This is a genomic window from Mycoplasma sp. Mirounga ES2805-ORL, from assembly GCF_017084445.1.
GTDB lineage: Bacteria > Bacillota_I > Bacilli_A > Mycoplasmatales > Metamycoplasmataceae > Mycoplasmopsis.
This window is the reverse complement of the sequence record NZ_CP070947.1, coordinates 472059-488439: the sequence shown is the minus strand read 5'-3', so window position 1 is coordinate 488439 and position 16381 is coordinate 472059. Positions and strand designations below refer to the sequence as shown.

The window sequence follows — 16381 nt, the reverse complement described above, 5'->3', positions numbered from 1 at the left end:
CTTTCTCCAATGTTATTTATTATCTAAAACAACAATTCCAGCAGTGCAGTTGTCCGTAGATTGATTTGTTAAAGCTTCAAAAACTAATTCTTCACATTTAGCTTCTGGCTCAAGTTCGGATCTTAAAATTTGTTCTAAAATTGGTAAATCGATAAAATCATGTACCCCATCACTTGTGGCTAGGAATAAAGATATTTCATCGTAATGTTTTGATACGTCAAAAAGTTCAATTTTGGTTGTTTTTTGAGGACCGAGAGCAGAAGTTAAAGCGGCATGATATCTATTCATTTTAGCTTCAACTGGTGGAACTCCCTCAGCTATTAATTTATTATATAAATTGTGATCAATGGTAATTTGTTTTATTTCACCGTACCTAGTTAAAACATATGTTCTTGAGTCACCAATATTAAAAACATAAATAATTTTATTTTCTTTGTCAATTATGGTAGCAGTAACTGTTGTGCCCATATCTAGTTTAGCTTCATCATTATGGCTTATTTTTATCATTTCATTTCTTGCTGAATTAACAGTTGATCTAAATCAATCCGATATTACATATGGATCATTAATTTTATCTACTGGGAAATTGGTGCTAAATTTTTTATCAAAAACATTTAGTGTTGTACTAGAAGCTAATCCACCACCAAAGTGGCCTCCCATACCATCACAAAGAATAAGTAAAGTAATATTTTTATTGAAAAAAATACCAACCCTATCTTGGTTTTCTAATCTAACTCTACCTACATCGCTTTTCATTCCATATTTCATTATTTTTTATCCATTTCCTCTAATAGTTTATCTCTAATTTCTTTTGCAGCTCTTTCAGGTATATCATTGATAATTACATATTGGAAAAGATTTGTATTTGACAACTCTTCCTTTGCTTTTTCTAAACGTTTAATTAATGATTTTTTGGTCTCGGTATTTCTTTTTTTGATTCTAAGTTCTAGATCATCCACGGTCGGAGGAGTTACAAAAATAGAGATAACTCTGTATTGATCGCTAGATTTCAGTTTTTCAAGAATTTGTTTAGTTCCATTTGTTTCTATCTCCAAAACCGGAACATCACCTTCAGTATGTATTTTATTTATTTCGGAAAATAGAGTTCCATAGTAGTTGTCAAAGTGGAAACTATATTCAAGTAGTTCATCGTTTTCTATATGTTTTTTAAATTTTTCCTTTGAAACAAAAAAATAATGTATTCCATCTATTTCACCTTCGCGAGGTTTTCTGGTTGTCGCGGAACATGATAATCTTAAATGCAGTTCTTTATACTCAAAGAGTATTTTTTCGATTGTGCCTTTTCCTACGCCACTTGGCCCTGTTATTATCACTATTGGTTTTAATGTATTATTCATATTCAAAATATTATATTAAAAACAACCTAAAATTGTAAAAGTATAATTTAAAGTCTAATTAAACTAATATTTTTCCAAGAAGATTTCATTAAAACTCTTGGTATTAAATTGTTTAATTTGGCTAAGTGGATCTATTAGATAATAGATGATAGGATAAACATGGGCGATTACGTTGTATTTGCATGTTGTAAAATAATTTATAAATTTATCAAAATTTTTAACTATTAAATAGTTTGGAATTGAGGTGTCATCGCTTAAATCTTTTTCGAATTTATTTTCACTTACTACAGGAGTTATGTCATTAAACGGAATTGAACCATCATAGTCAAACTCAAAATCTGAAGGCATAGCTAAAATTGCTTCAACGACATTATTGTAATAATTAATACTTGAATTTTCGGGAACAAACATTTTATTTATTGCTGGAGAGCAAGCATATTCTTCTAGAGCAATCTTAATTTTTGATAAATCCTGATTTATTGATTTAAATTTGAATAGTTTATCTATGTTCTTATCAGAGAATGAAATATCTTGAAATTTTTGTTTGTAAAAACTAAATTCATTGAATATATGGAAAGGAATAAATGCAGTATTAAATTCACTATTTAATAGATTCATATTGATTACTTTTATTTTTTTATTTGTTGGAGTCAGAATAGTTTCAATTTTATTATCATCTTTATTCTCTGTTGTATCAACTTGTACTTCTTTATCTAAGTTAACTTTATTATTTATTTTTTGTTGTTCTATTAATTTATCTAACTCTTCATTAAATTCTATGTTTTCTGGCTCTTGTTTATAACTTAATTGGATATTTTGCACGTTAATTGTTATCCCTTTGTAAGAGTACAATTGGGAATAAGGGTCATAAGCAACAGTTGTGTCTTCAGGTAAATCAGGAAATTTCATTTGAGAAATTATTTCAATTTTATTTTTATTACCTAAAAATTTTAATTTGCCCGAATTTTCAAAAACTATTTTTTTTAAATCTTCAAGTTTAATTGAATTTGAATAGCATTTTGCATAATATTTATTTTTAAGTAATTGCACTTTTCTAAGTGCTAAAAAATAAAATATTGCTGAAATTACACCACCAACGACTGATGCGAAAGTTAGCACACTTAAGATGATTATCAGAATATCATTAGTTTTTCCTGAATAGGCGAAAGGAATCATTATAAAACTAAAGACTAGAGAAATTATTAAGAAAAAAATAATAACTGGAAAATAAGTGTATTCAACTTTTTTTACTCTCTTTTTTAAAATATTATTTTTTTTAGAGTCTGTTAGGTTAGAAATATATTCATATAAACCTTTTGAAACTTCATATTTTGATTGTTTTCATAATTCTGAATAAGCTTTATTATTGGATTCGTTTTTAATAAAACGTTTATACAAAATAGGCTTAAATGTAAATTCATCATGAACATCACTAATTTTATTTTTTATATTTTTTAATTTATCAACACTTGCCATGATTGCTCCTCATAAATTAAGTAAATTATTAATTTAATTAATAGTAATATTATAATGATTTTATTAATCTTACTAAAATCTTATTTTCAAATTTATCATTTATACTTATTTATACTTATTTATAGTTAAACATTTTAAATATAAACTTATGCATTTAGAATTTTGATTATAGTGTATATTGTTTATAATATTTTAGTTATATTCATAAAGGGGTTTACATGCTAACAGTAACGGTAATTTTAGTCATTATTTCATTTATTATAATTGTTGTTTCATTAATGATGTCACCTGATTCAAACGGTTTTTCAGGTGCGCTTGTTGGGTCAGGAGACCTTGAATTATTTAAATATTCAAAAGAAAGGGGAATGAAAAAATTCCTTAAATATTCAATGTTATCTTTAGGCATTATTTTAATAGTATTGACTATAGTTTTAAGGATTTTCATTAATTAATTACATGATTAAAAAAGAAGAAATATTAGCATATATCAAAGGTAATCCTAATTCAAGATTTATTGATATTGTTAAAAGAAACAAAATACACCCAAGTAAAAATAGAGAACTAACTAGTATCTTGAAAGACCTAGTTTTTGAGCATAAAATTTATAAAAGTAGAGATGATTCTTATTCTTTACTTGAAAAAATTAATACTATTACAGGTGAAATTAGATTTGCTGGTGAAGGCAAATTTGCTTTCGTAGATTTTAAAGTAAACGATTCTGAAACTGAAGGAATTTTTATTCCTAATATTTATTTTAATAAAGCCATGAATGGAGACACGGTTAAGGTTGGCATCTTTAAACCTCAAGGTGATAAAAATGGGAAAACCTTCGGAATTGTTGAATCAATTATTAAGAGTCAAACAACCACTTTAACTGGTGTTTTATTTCTAAAATATAATCAATTAGCCTTTAAACCTCTTAATGCTAATTTTTCAATCTATGAGTTTGTTATTAATGATAATTATGTTGATGCTAGATTAGAAGATGTGGTTGAAGCTAGAATAATTAGTAACAATGGAAAATTACTTGAAATAAATATTGTTAAAAAGATCTCTAATATAGGCGATCCTAATTGTTACGTTAAAGCTCTTTCTATTGAAAAAAACATTCCAAATGATTTTCCTAAAGAAGTTTTAGATGCTGCCAGTTTAATTCCACAAGATATTAAAGATGAAAATATTGATGATAGAGTAGATCTAAGAAACGAACTGATAGTTACAATTGATGGAGATGATACAAAAGATTTTGATGATGCAATAAGTGTAAAAAAATTAGATAATGGCAATTTTGAATTAGGTGTTCATATTGCTGATGTTTCATATTATGTAAAAGAAGGCGAGAGCATTGATAATGAAGCACTAGAACGCGGTACTTCAATTTACATGGTTCACAAAGTTGTTCCAATGCTTCCAACCAGTCTTTCAAATGGAATTTGCAGTTTAAATCCAAATGTTGATAGATTTACTTTAAGTGTAATTACAACAGTTGATAAAAATGGAAAAAGACAAAATACTAAAATAATTCCTTCAATTATTAATTCAAAATATCGTTTAACCTATGATAGGGTTAATAAATTTATTTCAGAAAATTTAGTTTTTGGAGATAAGAAACTAAATGAGATGATGACTCAAGCAGTAGAGTTAGCGGATATTATTAGAAATTATAAAAATGAGCAAGGATACATTGATTTTGAAATTGTTGAGCCTTATATAAAATGTGATGATAAAGGTAATGTAATAGATATTCTTGCAAAAGAAACAGGAAGAGCTGAATCTTTGATTGAAGACTTTATGGTTTGTGCAAATGAAGAAGTAGCTACATATTTGACAAGAAAAAAGATACCTATGATTTACAGAATTCATGATAAACCCGATGAAGAAAAAATTGAATATTTTAAAATGGTTTTAAATGAATTAGGTATTAAAGTAAATATTAGCAAAAATGAAATAACTCCTAAGTCATTCCAAAAAATTATTAGAGAAATAAAATCTCAAAGAGATGATGAGTTCCTAAAAATGCTGTTTTTAAGAACTATGTCTAAAGCAATTTATTCACCAGATAATGTTGGTCATTTCGGATTAGCTAGTGAGGAATATTGTCATTTTACAAGCCCTATAAGAAGATACCCTGATTTAGTTGTTCATAGAATATTGCGAAATTATATCTTTAATAATAAAAAATTTAATCGCTCTGAAGTTATTGAAAAACTGGAAAAAATTGCTATTGCAAATTCAGAATCTGAACAAAAAGCTCTCCAAGCTGAGAGAGATACAAATGATTTAAAATATGCCGAATATTACAAATCTAAAGTTGGTCAACTATTAAAAGGTCAAATTTTAAGTATTTTAAAATTTGGAATGTTTGTTGAATTTGAAAATAAAACTGAAGCCCTAGTTCATGTAAGCACAATGATTGATGATGAGTATGAGTTAAGCGAAAGTCAAACAGAATATATTGGTAAGAACAAAACATATAAGTTGGGACAAGAAGTTGAAGTAATTATTGTCAAAAGTGACCCAACCAATGGTAAAGTTGATGCAGTGTTAAAATCATGCTATGGTAAATATTTACAAAGTTTAAAGAATAAATCCAAATACAAAAATAATTTTAATAATGGAAATAGTAAAAAGTACCATGATAAAAAATAATGAAAAACTTGTTAAGAATTCTTTAGGTTTTGATTCTAATTTGTATGTTTATCAAGATAAAACAATGTTTAATTATTCCGTTGATACTATATTATTAGGTAATTTTGTTTTTTTAAATCATAAAATAAAAACAATGTTGGAAATAGGAACAAATAATGGAGCACTATCAATTTTTATAAGTGAAAGAAGCAAAAAACTAAAAATCGATGCTATTGAAATTCAAGAAAGAGCTTTTAACTTAGCTAAGAAAAACATTGAATTGAATTCAAAAGAAGAACAAATAAATTTAATTCATGAAGATTTCAATATTTTTTACAAAAATTTTATAAAAGAGACTAAAAATAAAAAGTACGACTCTATTGTATGCAATCCTCCATTTTTTATGGTAGACAAAATTAAAATTAGTAAAAATACTTCAGATGAAAAACTTATTGCGACTCATGAAATCAAAATAAATTTAGAGCAAATAATTTTTGGAAGTTCTAAAATAATAGAACAAAAAGGTTATTTAACATTGGTTATTCCAGTTGAAAGACTAGTTGATTGTTTTGAATATATGCGTAAATATAAATTTGAACCTAAAAGAATTCAATTCATCATTCCTAGAGTCCAAGATAAGCCTAAACTTGTTTTAGTTGAGAGCAGGTATCAAGCTGGATATGGTGTTCATTTTATGCCTAATTTATATTTACATGATCCCACAAATAAAAACGACCATGTTTATTTAGATGAAATAAAAGAACTTTATAAACCTATTAAAATATTTAAGGAGAAATAATGTCTAAACAAAAGAAAACTTTTTATATTACAACACCTATTTATTACACATCAGGCCCTTTACATATAGGTCATCTTTATTGCACAACAATGGCTTGAACAATTGCTAATTACAAGAGGATTATGGGTTATGATGTTAAATTTTTAACAGGCAGTGATGAACATGGTCAAAAGATAGAAAATAAGGCTCAAAAACAAAATAAATATCCAAAAGAATTTGTTGATGAACTAGTTTCTTCTTACAAGCAAATGTGAAAAGATTGAGGTATTGAATTTGATTATTTTTCAAGAACAACCAATAAATACCATGAAGCCACAGTTCAAAAAGTATTTTCATATTTTTTAAAGCAAGGACTTATATATAAGTCTAAGTACGAAGGTCTTTATTCAATAGAAGATGAAGAATTCTTAACTAAAAATCAAGCAATTTTTAAAGATAATGAATATTTCCACCCTTCTAGCGGTCATAAATTAATCAATATGGCTGAAGAAAGTTACTTTTTTAAAACTAGTCAATTTGCTAATTGGTGACTTGAATATTCACAAAATCACCCCGAATTTCTAGAGCCTATAAAAAGTGTTAATGAGATGAAGAATAATTTTATAAAAGAAGGACTAGAAGATTTATCTGTTACCAGAACTAATGTCAAATGAGCAATTCCGACTTTAGATGATCCAAAACACACATTATATGTATGAATGGACGCTTTATTTAATTACATAACAGCATTAGGTTTTGATTTAGATAATCCTAAAGAAGATTATCTAAAATATTGAAAAGAAGGTGACGAAATCGTTCATATACTTGGTAAAGAAATAGCAAGATTTCATTTTATTTATTGGCCTATTTTCATTAATGCTTTAGGTATTAAGCAACCAACTAAAATATATAGTCATGGATTACTAAGAGATGATATTGGACGTAAGATGTCTAAATCCCTAAATAATGTTATAAGTCCAAATGATTTGATTAAGTCTTTTGATCCAGAAATGGTTAAATACTATTTTGCATCTCAAATTATCTTTGGCGAAGACGGGAATTTTAGTGAGCAAAAACTTAAAGAAGTCGTTAATGCAGATTTGGTAAATAACTATGGCAATTTAATTTCAAGAACTCTCAAAATGATTTCTACTTCTTTTAAAAGTGGGTTAGTTTATAAGAAAAGCAATGATAATATTCATATTGAGATTGAAAATTCTATTAAAGAAATGCCATTAAACTTTATTAAATTTATGAACGACTATAAAATTGATAAGGCATTTCATGAAGTTATTGAATTAGGAAATAAATTAAATAAGTATATAGATGAAACAAAACCTTGAACTAAAAAAGATAATCTTGAGGAATTAGAAAATATCTTGGTAAGATTGTTAAATGGAATATATGCTGTTTCATGAGCGATGCAAATTTCTTTACCATCTAGAATAAAAGAAGTTGCAAAAGCTTTACGCATGAGCGGCTTTGAGTTAAATCAAATTAGTAATTTTGATAAATTTAATAAACTAGTCACTAGTGAAACATTTATGTTATTTGAAAGATTAAAATAGGAGAAGAAATGATTTATTTAGTAATTAAACACTTAAAAGTAAAACCTGAACACAAAGACGATTTTGAAACTAAGATCACAAATTGGCTAAAAGAAACCAAGAAGCAAGAATATAACTTATCATTAGACGGAGCCTGAAAAGATAATAATAATTTTTTAATTATGGAAAGATGAAGTACTAAAGAAACATACGATAAATTTACAAGTAGTAAAGAAAGCCAATCTGAGTGATCTTCAATTGCTTCAGAGTGTCAAGATAAACCACTTATTTTAAAATATAACTCTTTAATTTAAGAATAATTATTTACAGCAAATAAGCTGTTTTTTATATTTTTTACTTATTTGTCTTATTTATAGATATTTTTGCTCAAATATTTTTTTTAAAAAAATAATATAAAAAAATATATTATGTGTTAATATTAATGAACATGTGCATATTAGTATTAGTAATAGTATAAATAATATAATATTTTGCAATTAAGTTGATGAATTAACTTAATGTTTTTTATTTATTTAAGATGCTAATACAACATAGGTTTTGTAAGACGGGAGAATATATGAGTACAATTGAAAAATATAAGAATAAATATGAATATAGACTAAAGAAATTTGGACCTAAAACTGAACGTAGAGATTATTCAACTACTAAAAAAATTATGAATGTTCCTGACTTTTTATCAATGAGTAAAGAGTCTTTTGAATTATTCAAGAAGAATTGAGTTGAAGCGAGTTTAAGGGAACATTATCCAATTAGCTCAACAAATAAAAAAGTTGATATTGAATACATTCATAATTCAGCAAAATTTGAAATGCCTGGAAAAAGAGAATATGATGCTGTTAAAGAAGCAAGAGCCAAAGGTATTAATTATTCTGCTAAATTATCTGCAAAATTTAGAGTTAAATTAACTGAAACAGGTAATTTAAAAGAAGATACTGTTTTATTAGGCGAAATTCCATTAATGACTTCTGGTGGAAGTTTTATTATTAATGGTAGCGAAAAGGTTATAGTTAGTCAATTAATTCGTTCACCAGGTGCATATTTTGGACGTGGTGTTCGTAATAAGCAATCTGATGATCTTTTCAACAAGGTTGAAATTTTGCCACACATTGGTTCATGAGTTGAAATATCACACAAGGTTACTTCTAGAACTCAAGACTGAGTAAAAATTAAAATAGATAAGAACAAAAATGTTAATCTTGTTACATTTTTAACTGCATTAGGATTGACAACAGAAAACATTAGAGAGTTATTTGGTAATTCGAGTGCATTAGAAGAAACACTTAAAAAAGAAAAGAAAATCGCTCTTTATGAATCGCATGAAGAATGTATAAAAATGTGTCAAGAAGAGTTATTTAGAATCATTCGTCGTGGAGATCGTGTTACAGATGAATCAACTGCAAATTTAATTCCTGGTCTTTTATTTAATAAGAAAAGATATATTTTGGGTGAAACAGGTCGTTACATGATGGGCAAAAAACTTAATCTTGTTGACCGTATTAGTGGAACTTATTTAGCTCAAGATTTAGATATTGTTGATAAAAAAGGAAATCCAATTACCCTTAAAAAAGGCGATTCTATTTCTCATAAAATAGCAGTATTAATTCAATGAAATTTTGATCAAGGAAATATTTCTAGTGAAGATATTCCTGGAATAAATGCTGAAACCGTTTATGGAAAATTACTAAAAAATCAAGATAATAAAGATTTAAAAAAGAGAATTAAAATGATTTCTATTCTTGTTTATCCTTCTAAAAAATGAATGAAACAAGGAAAAGAAGCTGTAAAAGTAATTGGTACAGATCCAAAAGCAAATGAAACACACTTAATTATTTCTGATATTATTGCTACAGTTAACTACTACTTTAATTTAATTGATGGAATTGGACAAGATGATGATCCTGATTCACTTACAAATAAACGTATTGTTAGTGTTGGTGAATTATTGCATAACCAATTTAATGTCGGTTTATCTAAACTTGAAAAAACAACTCGTGAAAGAATGTCGGCAAAAGAACCAGATAAGGTTACTCCTAAAAATATTACTAACAATAAATTGATATCTAATCAAATGAAGACGTTCTTCAACTCTTCAAAACTTTCTCAATTTATGGATCAAATAAACCCTCTTTCTGAAATTTCAAATGAAAGACGTATTACTTCTTTAGGACCTGGTGGTCTTAACCGGGATACTGCTCAATTCGAAGTACGTGATGTTCACGCAACACATTACGGTAGAATTTGTCCAATTGAAACTCCTGAGGGACCAAATATTGGTCTTATATTAAACTTTGCTTCATATGCAAAAACAAATAAATTTGGATTCTTAGAAACTCCATACTATAAAGTAAATGATGGTGTTGTAGATTATTCAGAAGTTGAATACTTAACAGCTAGTGAAGAAATTGGATATAAAATCGTTCAGTCAACGGTTAAAGTTGATGATAATGGAAAACTTATTGATGACTCAATAACAATGCGTTACAACTATAACTATATTTTAGGTTCAAGCAAAGATGTTGATTATATTGAAGTTGCGCCAAACCAAATGGTTTCAGTAGCAGCTGGATGTATTCCATTTTTAGAAAACGATGATGCTAACCGTGCTCTTATGGGATCTAACATGCAGCGTCAAGCAGTTCCTCTTTTAGAAGCTGAAGCGCCATTAGTTGCCACAGGTTTAGAATCTGAAATAGCTAAATATTCTTCAAGTAACTTTAGTTCAAAAAGCAATGGTGTTGTTGAATATGTTGATGGTGAAAAAATAAAGATAAGAAATGAAAAAGGTACATTAGAAACTTATTTCTTAAAGAATTTTGAGAGATCAAATCAAGATTCAGTTGTTCACCAAAAACCAATAGTTAAAGAAGGTCAGGAAGTTAGCGTTGGTGATTTATTAGTTGATGGATCATCATTTAAAGATGGAGAATTAGCGCTTGGTAAAAATGTAGTTGTTGCCTTTACAACATATAAAGGTTATAACTATGAAGATGCTATTATTTTAAATGAAAGATTAGTTAAGGATGATGTATTTACATCAATCCATATTGAAGAACAAACTATTCAATTTAGAACATCAAGAGCTGGCGATGATGAATTGACATCAGAAATTCCTAATGTTTCTAAGCATTCAATTCGTCACTTAGATCCTTATGGTGTTGTACGTGTTGGTAGTGAAGTTGTTCCTGGAGATATTTTAGTTGGACGTGTTAGTCCTAAAGGCGATGATAATCCAAGTCCTGAAGAAAAAATGCTTTCATCAATTCTTCAACAAAGACAATTAAATGTAAGAGATACTTCATTAAAAGTTAAAAATGGACATGCAGGAACAGTTATTTCGACTGAAATATTAAGTCGTGAAAATAAAGATCAATTGGAAGATGGAATTGATAAAATCGTTAAAGTTTCTATTGCAGTTAAAAGAAAAATTAAAGTCGGTGATAAGATGTCTGGTCGTCATGGTAACAAAGGTGTTGTTTCAATTGTTTTACCAGAGGAAGATATGCCTTATTTAGAAGATGGTACACCAGTAGATGTTATGCTTAACCCTCAAGGTGTTCCTTCACGTATGAATATAGGTCAAGTGCTTGAAATACATTTAGGTATGGCCGCTAAACAATTAAAATGTAAATTTGTAACGCCTGTTTTTGATGGTATTAAAAAAGAAGAAATCTTTGATGTTATCAAGGAAGCAGGTCTACCTGAAACAGGTAAACAAATTTTAATTGACCCTATTACTGGAGATAAATTTGATAATCCAGTTTCAGTAGGTGTTATGTATATGCTTAAACTTAACCATATGGTTGATGATAAAATGCATGCTCGTTCTGTGGGACCATATTCATTAATAACTCAACAACCATTAGGTGGTAAATCACAAAATGGTGGACAACGTTTTGGTGAAATGGAAACATGAGCCCTTGAAAGTTATGGTGCAACAAATGTACTTCAAGAAATTCTTACATATAAATCAGATGATATAGCAGGAAGAAATAGACTATATTCTTCACTTGCTACAGGTCGTGAATTGCCAGAACCTGGAGTTCCAGAATCATTTAACGTTTTAAGCTATGAATTAAAAGGTTTAGGAATGAAATTAGATCTAGGTTATGCAGATGATGAAAAAGAAGAATATCAACAATATTTTGACGGAGGTAACAATGAATAATAAGAAAAAAGCAGCTATTAAAATGATTTCATTATCTTTAGCGACTAAAGAAGATGTACAATCATGATCAAATGGTGAAGTTACTAAACCGGAAACAATTAACTATAAAAGTTTCAAGCCTGAAAGAGATGGACTTTTTGATGAATTAATTTTTGGGCCAACAACTGACTTTAAATGTCCAATTTGTGGTACAAAATATAAGAAAAGTGATGAAAATACAGTTTGTGCCAAAACACCAATGTGTGAAAAGTACGAACCAGTTATTCTTCCTAAAATTACACGTCGTTCAAGAATGGGACATATTCACTTAGAAAATCCAGTTGTTCACTTTTGATTTTTCAAAATTGATCATTCAATTATTTCCAAATTATTAGGTTTACGTGTAGCTAATTCAAGTAAATCTGTTTCAAAAGCAGATTTAGAAAAATTAATTTACTATAAGAGTCATATAGTACTTAAAGATGGTGGCTTAAAATCACTACAAAAGAACTCAATTATTGATATTAATGAAGCAGCAGTTATTTATAGAAATGCATTAACAGAACTTCTTGAAAGATATGAAAAAGGTTCGGAAGAACATGAAACTATTTATGAATCGCTAGTTGAACTTGAAGAAATTGCTACTGATAAAATGGGTAAGGATTATGGTATTGATTTTTATGAATACAATGACATTATTCATGAATTTAGTGATGCAGAAATTTCAACAGGTTCTAATGCTATTGAATACTTACTTAAAAACATCAATTTAGAAGAAGAAGCAAAATATGTTGAGAATCAAATTAATGCTATTTCAAACAGTCCTAAAATTAATGGTGTTTCAAAAACTCAAGAACGTCAAAAGCTTTATAAACGCCTAGCAGTAATTAATGGATTTATTAATTCAGGACAAAGTCCATTAAGTATGCTAATTTATGATCTACCAGTTATTCCAGCTGACTTACGTCCACTTGTTCAATTAGATGGCGGTCGCCATTCAACAAGTGACATTAATGAACTATATCGTCGTATTATTATTAGAAATAATCGTCTTAAAAAATGAGAAGAATCAGATGCTCCTATGTTAATTAAACAAAATGAGTATCGTATGATTCAAGAAGCTGTTGATTCATTAATCGATAATGCGCGTAAAAAACCAAATCCTGTAACTTCAAAAGATTCGCGCCCTCTTAAATCAATTAGTGACGCCTTAACAGGTAAAAAAGGTCGTTTCCGTCAAAACTTACTTGGTAAACGTGTTGACTATTCAGGTCGTTCAGTTATTGTTGTTGGTCCTGAATTAAAAATGCACCAAGTTGGTATTCCACGTGAAATGGCTGCTAAGTTATTTGAACCATGGATTATTAAAGAATTAATTAAAGATGATTCAAATCAAATCAATTCAATAAAAGCGGGTAAAAAAGTTATTGAAAATCTTGACCCTATGATTTGACCATATGTTGAGAGAGCTATTGAAGGACGTCCGGTCCTACTAAACCGTGCTCCAACATTGCACCGTTTATCAATTCAAGCTTATGAACCAGTTTTAATTAGAGGTAAAGCTATTAAGTTGCACCCATTATCATGTACTCCATTTAACGCCGATTTCGATGGTGACCAAATGGCTGTTCACGTGCCTATTAGTGACGCTGCAGTTCGTGAAGCTAGAGAATTAATGCTTGCAAGTAAAAATATTTTAGGTCCTAAAGATGGTGAACCTATTATCAATCCAGGACAAGATATTATCCTTGGTCTTTACTACCTAACAATGGAAGAAAAAGGTGTACAAGGCGAAGGCCGTTTCTTTGCAACATATGATGATATGCTTACAGCTTATGAAAATAAATCAATTAATTTACACGCAAGAGTTGTTTTACCTATCAATCAAATCAATAAACAATGAATAGACTTTAAACCAGAAGATAAATATATAGTTTCAACAGTTGGTAAATTTATTTTCAATAGAGCGTTTCCTGAAGGATTTGAATTTATTTTCGGTAAACATGTTGAATATGTAGAAAAAACTGTAAATGGTGAAAAGAAAACCGATACAAAAGAAGTTGAATATACTTCATCAAACAGAAGTCAACTTGAAAATTTTGTTTTCCCATATGGTACAGATTTTGTAAAAGTTATAAATGATATGCCACTTAATTTACCTTTATCTAAAAAAGATATTGCTAAGATAGTTCGTAGAGTTTATGATAGATATGTTGCAATAGTTAATATGGAAGATATTGCCAAAATTATTAATGATTTAAATTCAGAAAATTTAGATACTGTAGAATCTAGTTGTATGAATTTAACTGATTATAGTGGTAAAGTTATTTCAGATAGTGATGAAGTTTCACATGCTGAAATTCTTACAAAAATAATTACCGAAGAATTTATTAAAAATAATGAATTAGTTTCAAAAAATCAAAAAGTTAGTGAACCAATTTGAACACTTAACGACTATACTAGATTGCTTGAAAAAGTTTGATTTAGATATACAAATATAGTTGCCAATGTATTAGATGCTATTAAAGAATTAGGTTATCACTATTCAACCATTTCAGGTACAACTATTGCAGTTAGTGACGTTAGAACACTAGACAATACTAAAGAAAAAATTGCTGAAGGTGATAAATATATTGAACAACTTAAAGATTTCTTTGACCAAGGTTTAATTACAGATGATGAACGTTATTCATTAACTATTAATAAATGATCAGAAATTAAGAATAGTATTGAGGAAGAATTAAAAAGTGTTACTAAAAAATATCCTCAAAACCCATTATTTATGATGTTCACATCAGGAGCTCGTGGTAATTCATCAAACTTTGTTCAATTAGCCGGTATGCGTGGACTTATGAATAACAACACTAAAACATTAAAAGCCGATGCTGAAAATGAAATTGTTGTTCGTTCTACTGTTGAAATTCCTGTTAAATCATCATTCCTTGATGGTCTTACTGCTTATGAATTCTATTCATCAACCCACGGTGCCCGTAAAGGTTTAACAGATACAGCGCTTAATACAGCTAAGTCAGGTTACTTAACACGTCGTCTTGTTGATGTTGCTCAAGGAATTGTTGTTCGCGAAGAAGATTGTGGAACTGACTATGGTTTTGTTGTTAATGATATTCGTGACACTAAGACAAATACAATTATTGAAAGTCTTGCGGAAAGAATTGAAGGTAGATACACAAATAAACCTATTTTTGATCCTAAAACAGGGGAAGTTATTGTTGAAGCTGGTAAATTATTAACACAAGAAATGGTTGATAAAGTTATTAAAGCAGGTGTTCAAGAAGTTGAAATCAATTCTGTTTTATCATGTTATACACGTAATGGTGTATGTAAGAAATGTTATGGTAAAGATTTATCTCTTAACCGTTTAGTAAATATTGGTGAAGCAGTTGGCGTAGTTGCAGCTCAATCAATTGGTGAACCGGGTACACAACTTACTATGCGTACCTTCCATACCGGTGGTGTTGCTGGTGTTGAAGATATTACTGGTGGTTTTGGTAGATTGATGGAACTTATAGATGCCTACGATTCTCCATGAGGTCGTCCAGCCGTTATTTCTAATGTCTATGGAGTGGTAAAAGATATTATCAAACCAGCCAATTCTTCAGAAATACAATTAATTCAAGTTGAATATAAAGATATTAATGGTGCTGTTCAAACAGAAACCTATGAAACACGTACAAATAGAACTTTAAGAGTTAAAAAAGGTGACTATGTTGAACCTGGACAAAAACTTGTTGAAGGGCCAATCATTCTAAATAATTTATTAAAGGTTGCAGATACTAGAGCTGTTCAAAATTATATTCTTAAAGAAGTTCAAAGACTTTACCGTCTACAAGGTATTTCAATTAGTGATAAATATATTGAAATTATCATTCGTCAAATGCTTTCTAAAATAGTTATTACTGAGCCTGGAGATTCTAAATTCTTCACTGGTAGTTTAGTTGATATATTTGCATATCAAAAAGAAAGTGCAAAATTAATTTCGCAAGGTAAAAAACCTCCATTTGGAGAAGTTAAGATTAAAGGTGCTAAACAAACTCCTTTACTATCTGATTCATTCCTTGCAGCAGCTTCTTACCAAGAAACGCCTAAAATTTTAGTTAATGCTTCTATAGCAAACCAAACCGATAAATTAGAAGGACTTAAAGAAAATATTATTCTAGGTCATAAAATTCCATCAGGAACTAACTGCGATTATGAATTAAAAGGTAAATATGATATTAGAGATCCTAAATCATATTTCACGGGAAAATATGATCCAGATTCCGCAACTGATGAACAATTTGAGAATATCAATTTCGATGATTTAGATGCTGATGAGTTAATTAAAGAAATGACTCAAAATGGTAATGATTCATTCCTTGAAGTTGAAAAAATGGATGACTCATTTGATGAAAATGAATAATTTGTATAA

The 16381-nt window shown here is 28.6% G+C and carries 10 protein-coding genes; 7 read left to right on the top strand and 3 right to left on the bottom strand.

All coding sequences use genetic code 4. From position 1 onward, the window contains the following. Positions 1-12: 12 nt before the first annotated feature. From JXZ90_RS02070 to JXZ90_RS02060, 3 genes are all read right to left on the bottom strand, one after another. Positions 13-768, bottom strand: coding sequence for a PP2C family serine/threonine-protein phosphatase (locus tag JXZ90_RS02070; protein ID WP_205848123.1), 756 nt, complete (start codon positions 766-768; stop codon positions 13-15). After that, positions 768-1358: a guanylate kinase gene (gene gmk / locus JXZ90_RS02065; protein ID WP_205848122.1), complete on the bottom strand. Its 591-nt coding sequence runs from the start codon at positions 1356-1358 to the stop codon at positions 768-770. Before gmk ends, JXZ90_RS02070 begins: the two co-directional genes overlap by 1 nt. A 63-nt stretch (positions 1359-1421) precedes the next feature. Continuing rightward, a complete protein-coding gene (locus JXZ90_RS02060) occupies positions 1422-2834 on the bottom strand; it encodes a DMT family transporter (protein WP_205848121.1) in 1413 nt (470 codons plus the stop codon). 218 nt (positions 2835-3052) lie between these two features. Here JXZ90_RS02060 and secG point away from each other — a divergent pair, with 218 nt between their 5' ends. The 7 genes from secG to JXZ90_RS02025 all read left to right on the top strand — a co-directional run bounded on the left by secG (position 3053) and on the right by JXZ90_RS02025 (position 16372). Continuing rightward, on the top strand, positions 3053-3286 hold the full coding sequence (gene secG / locus JXZ90_RS02055) for a preprotein translocase subunit SecG (protein WP_205848120.1): 234 nt from the start codon (positions 3053-3055) through the stop codon (positions 3284-3286). 4 nt (positions 3287-3290) lie between these two features. Continuing rightward, on the top strand, positions 3291-5483 hold the full coding sequence (rnr, locus tag JXZ90_RS02050; protein WP_205848119.1) for a ribonuclease R: 2193 nt from the start codon (positions 3291-3293) through the stop codon (positions 5481-5483). Next, positions 5449-6261: a tRNA1(Val) (adenine(37)-N6)-methyltransferase gene (locus JXZ90_RS02045; protein WP_241003393.1), complete on the top strand. Its 813-nt coding sequence runs from the start codon at positions 5449-5451 to the stop codon at positions 6259-6261. Before rnr ends, JXZ90_RS02045 begins: the two co-directional genes overlap by 35 nt. Then, positions 6261-7808 (top strand): methionine--tRNA ligase, encoded by a 1548-nt coding sequence (gene metG, locus JXZ90_RS02040; protein ID WP_205848118.1) that lies wholly within the window; start codon positions 6261-6263, stop codon positions 7806-7808. Before JXZ90_RS02045 ends, metG begins: the two co-directional genes overlap by 1 nt. Before the next feature lie 8 nt (positions 7809-7816). Then, positions 7817-8101 carry an antibiotic biosynthesis monooxygenase family protein gene (locus tag JXZ90_RS02035; RefSeq protein WP_205848117.1) on the top strand — a complete coding sequence of 95 codons (285 nt, stop codon included), beginning with the start codon at positions 7817-7819 and terminating at the stop codon, positions 8099-8101. Positions 8102-8364: 263 nt separating this feature from the next. After that, positions 8365-11973, top strand: coding sequence for a DNA-directed RNA polymerase subunit beta (locus tag JXZ90_RS02030; protein ID WP_205848116.1), 3609 nt, complete (start codon positions 8365-8367; stop codon positions 11971-11973). Beyond that, on the top strand, positions 11966-16372 hold the full coding sequence (locus JXZ90_RS02025; RefSeq protein ID WP_205848115.1) for a DNA-directed RNA polymerase subunit beta': 4407 nt from the start codon (positions 11966-11968) through the stop codon (positions 16370-16372). Before JXZ90_RS02030 ends, JXZ90_RS02025 begins: the two co-directional genes overlap by 8 nt. The last annotated feature ends 9 nt before the right edge of the window (positions 16373-16381 follow it).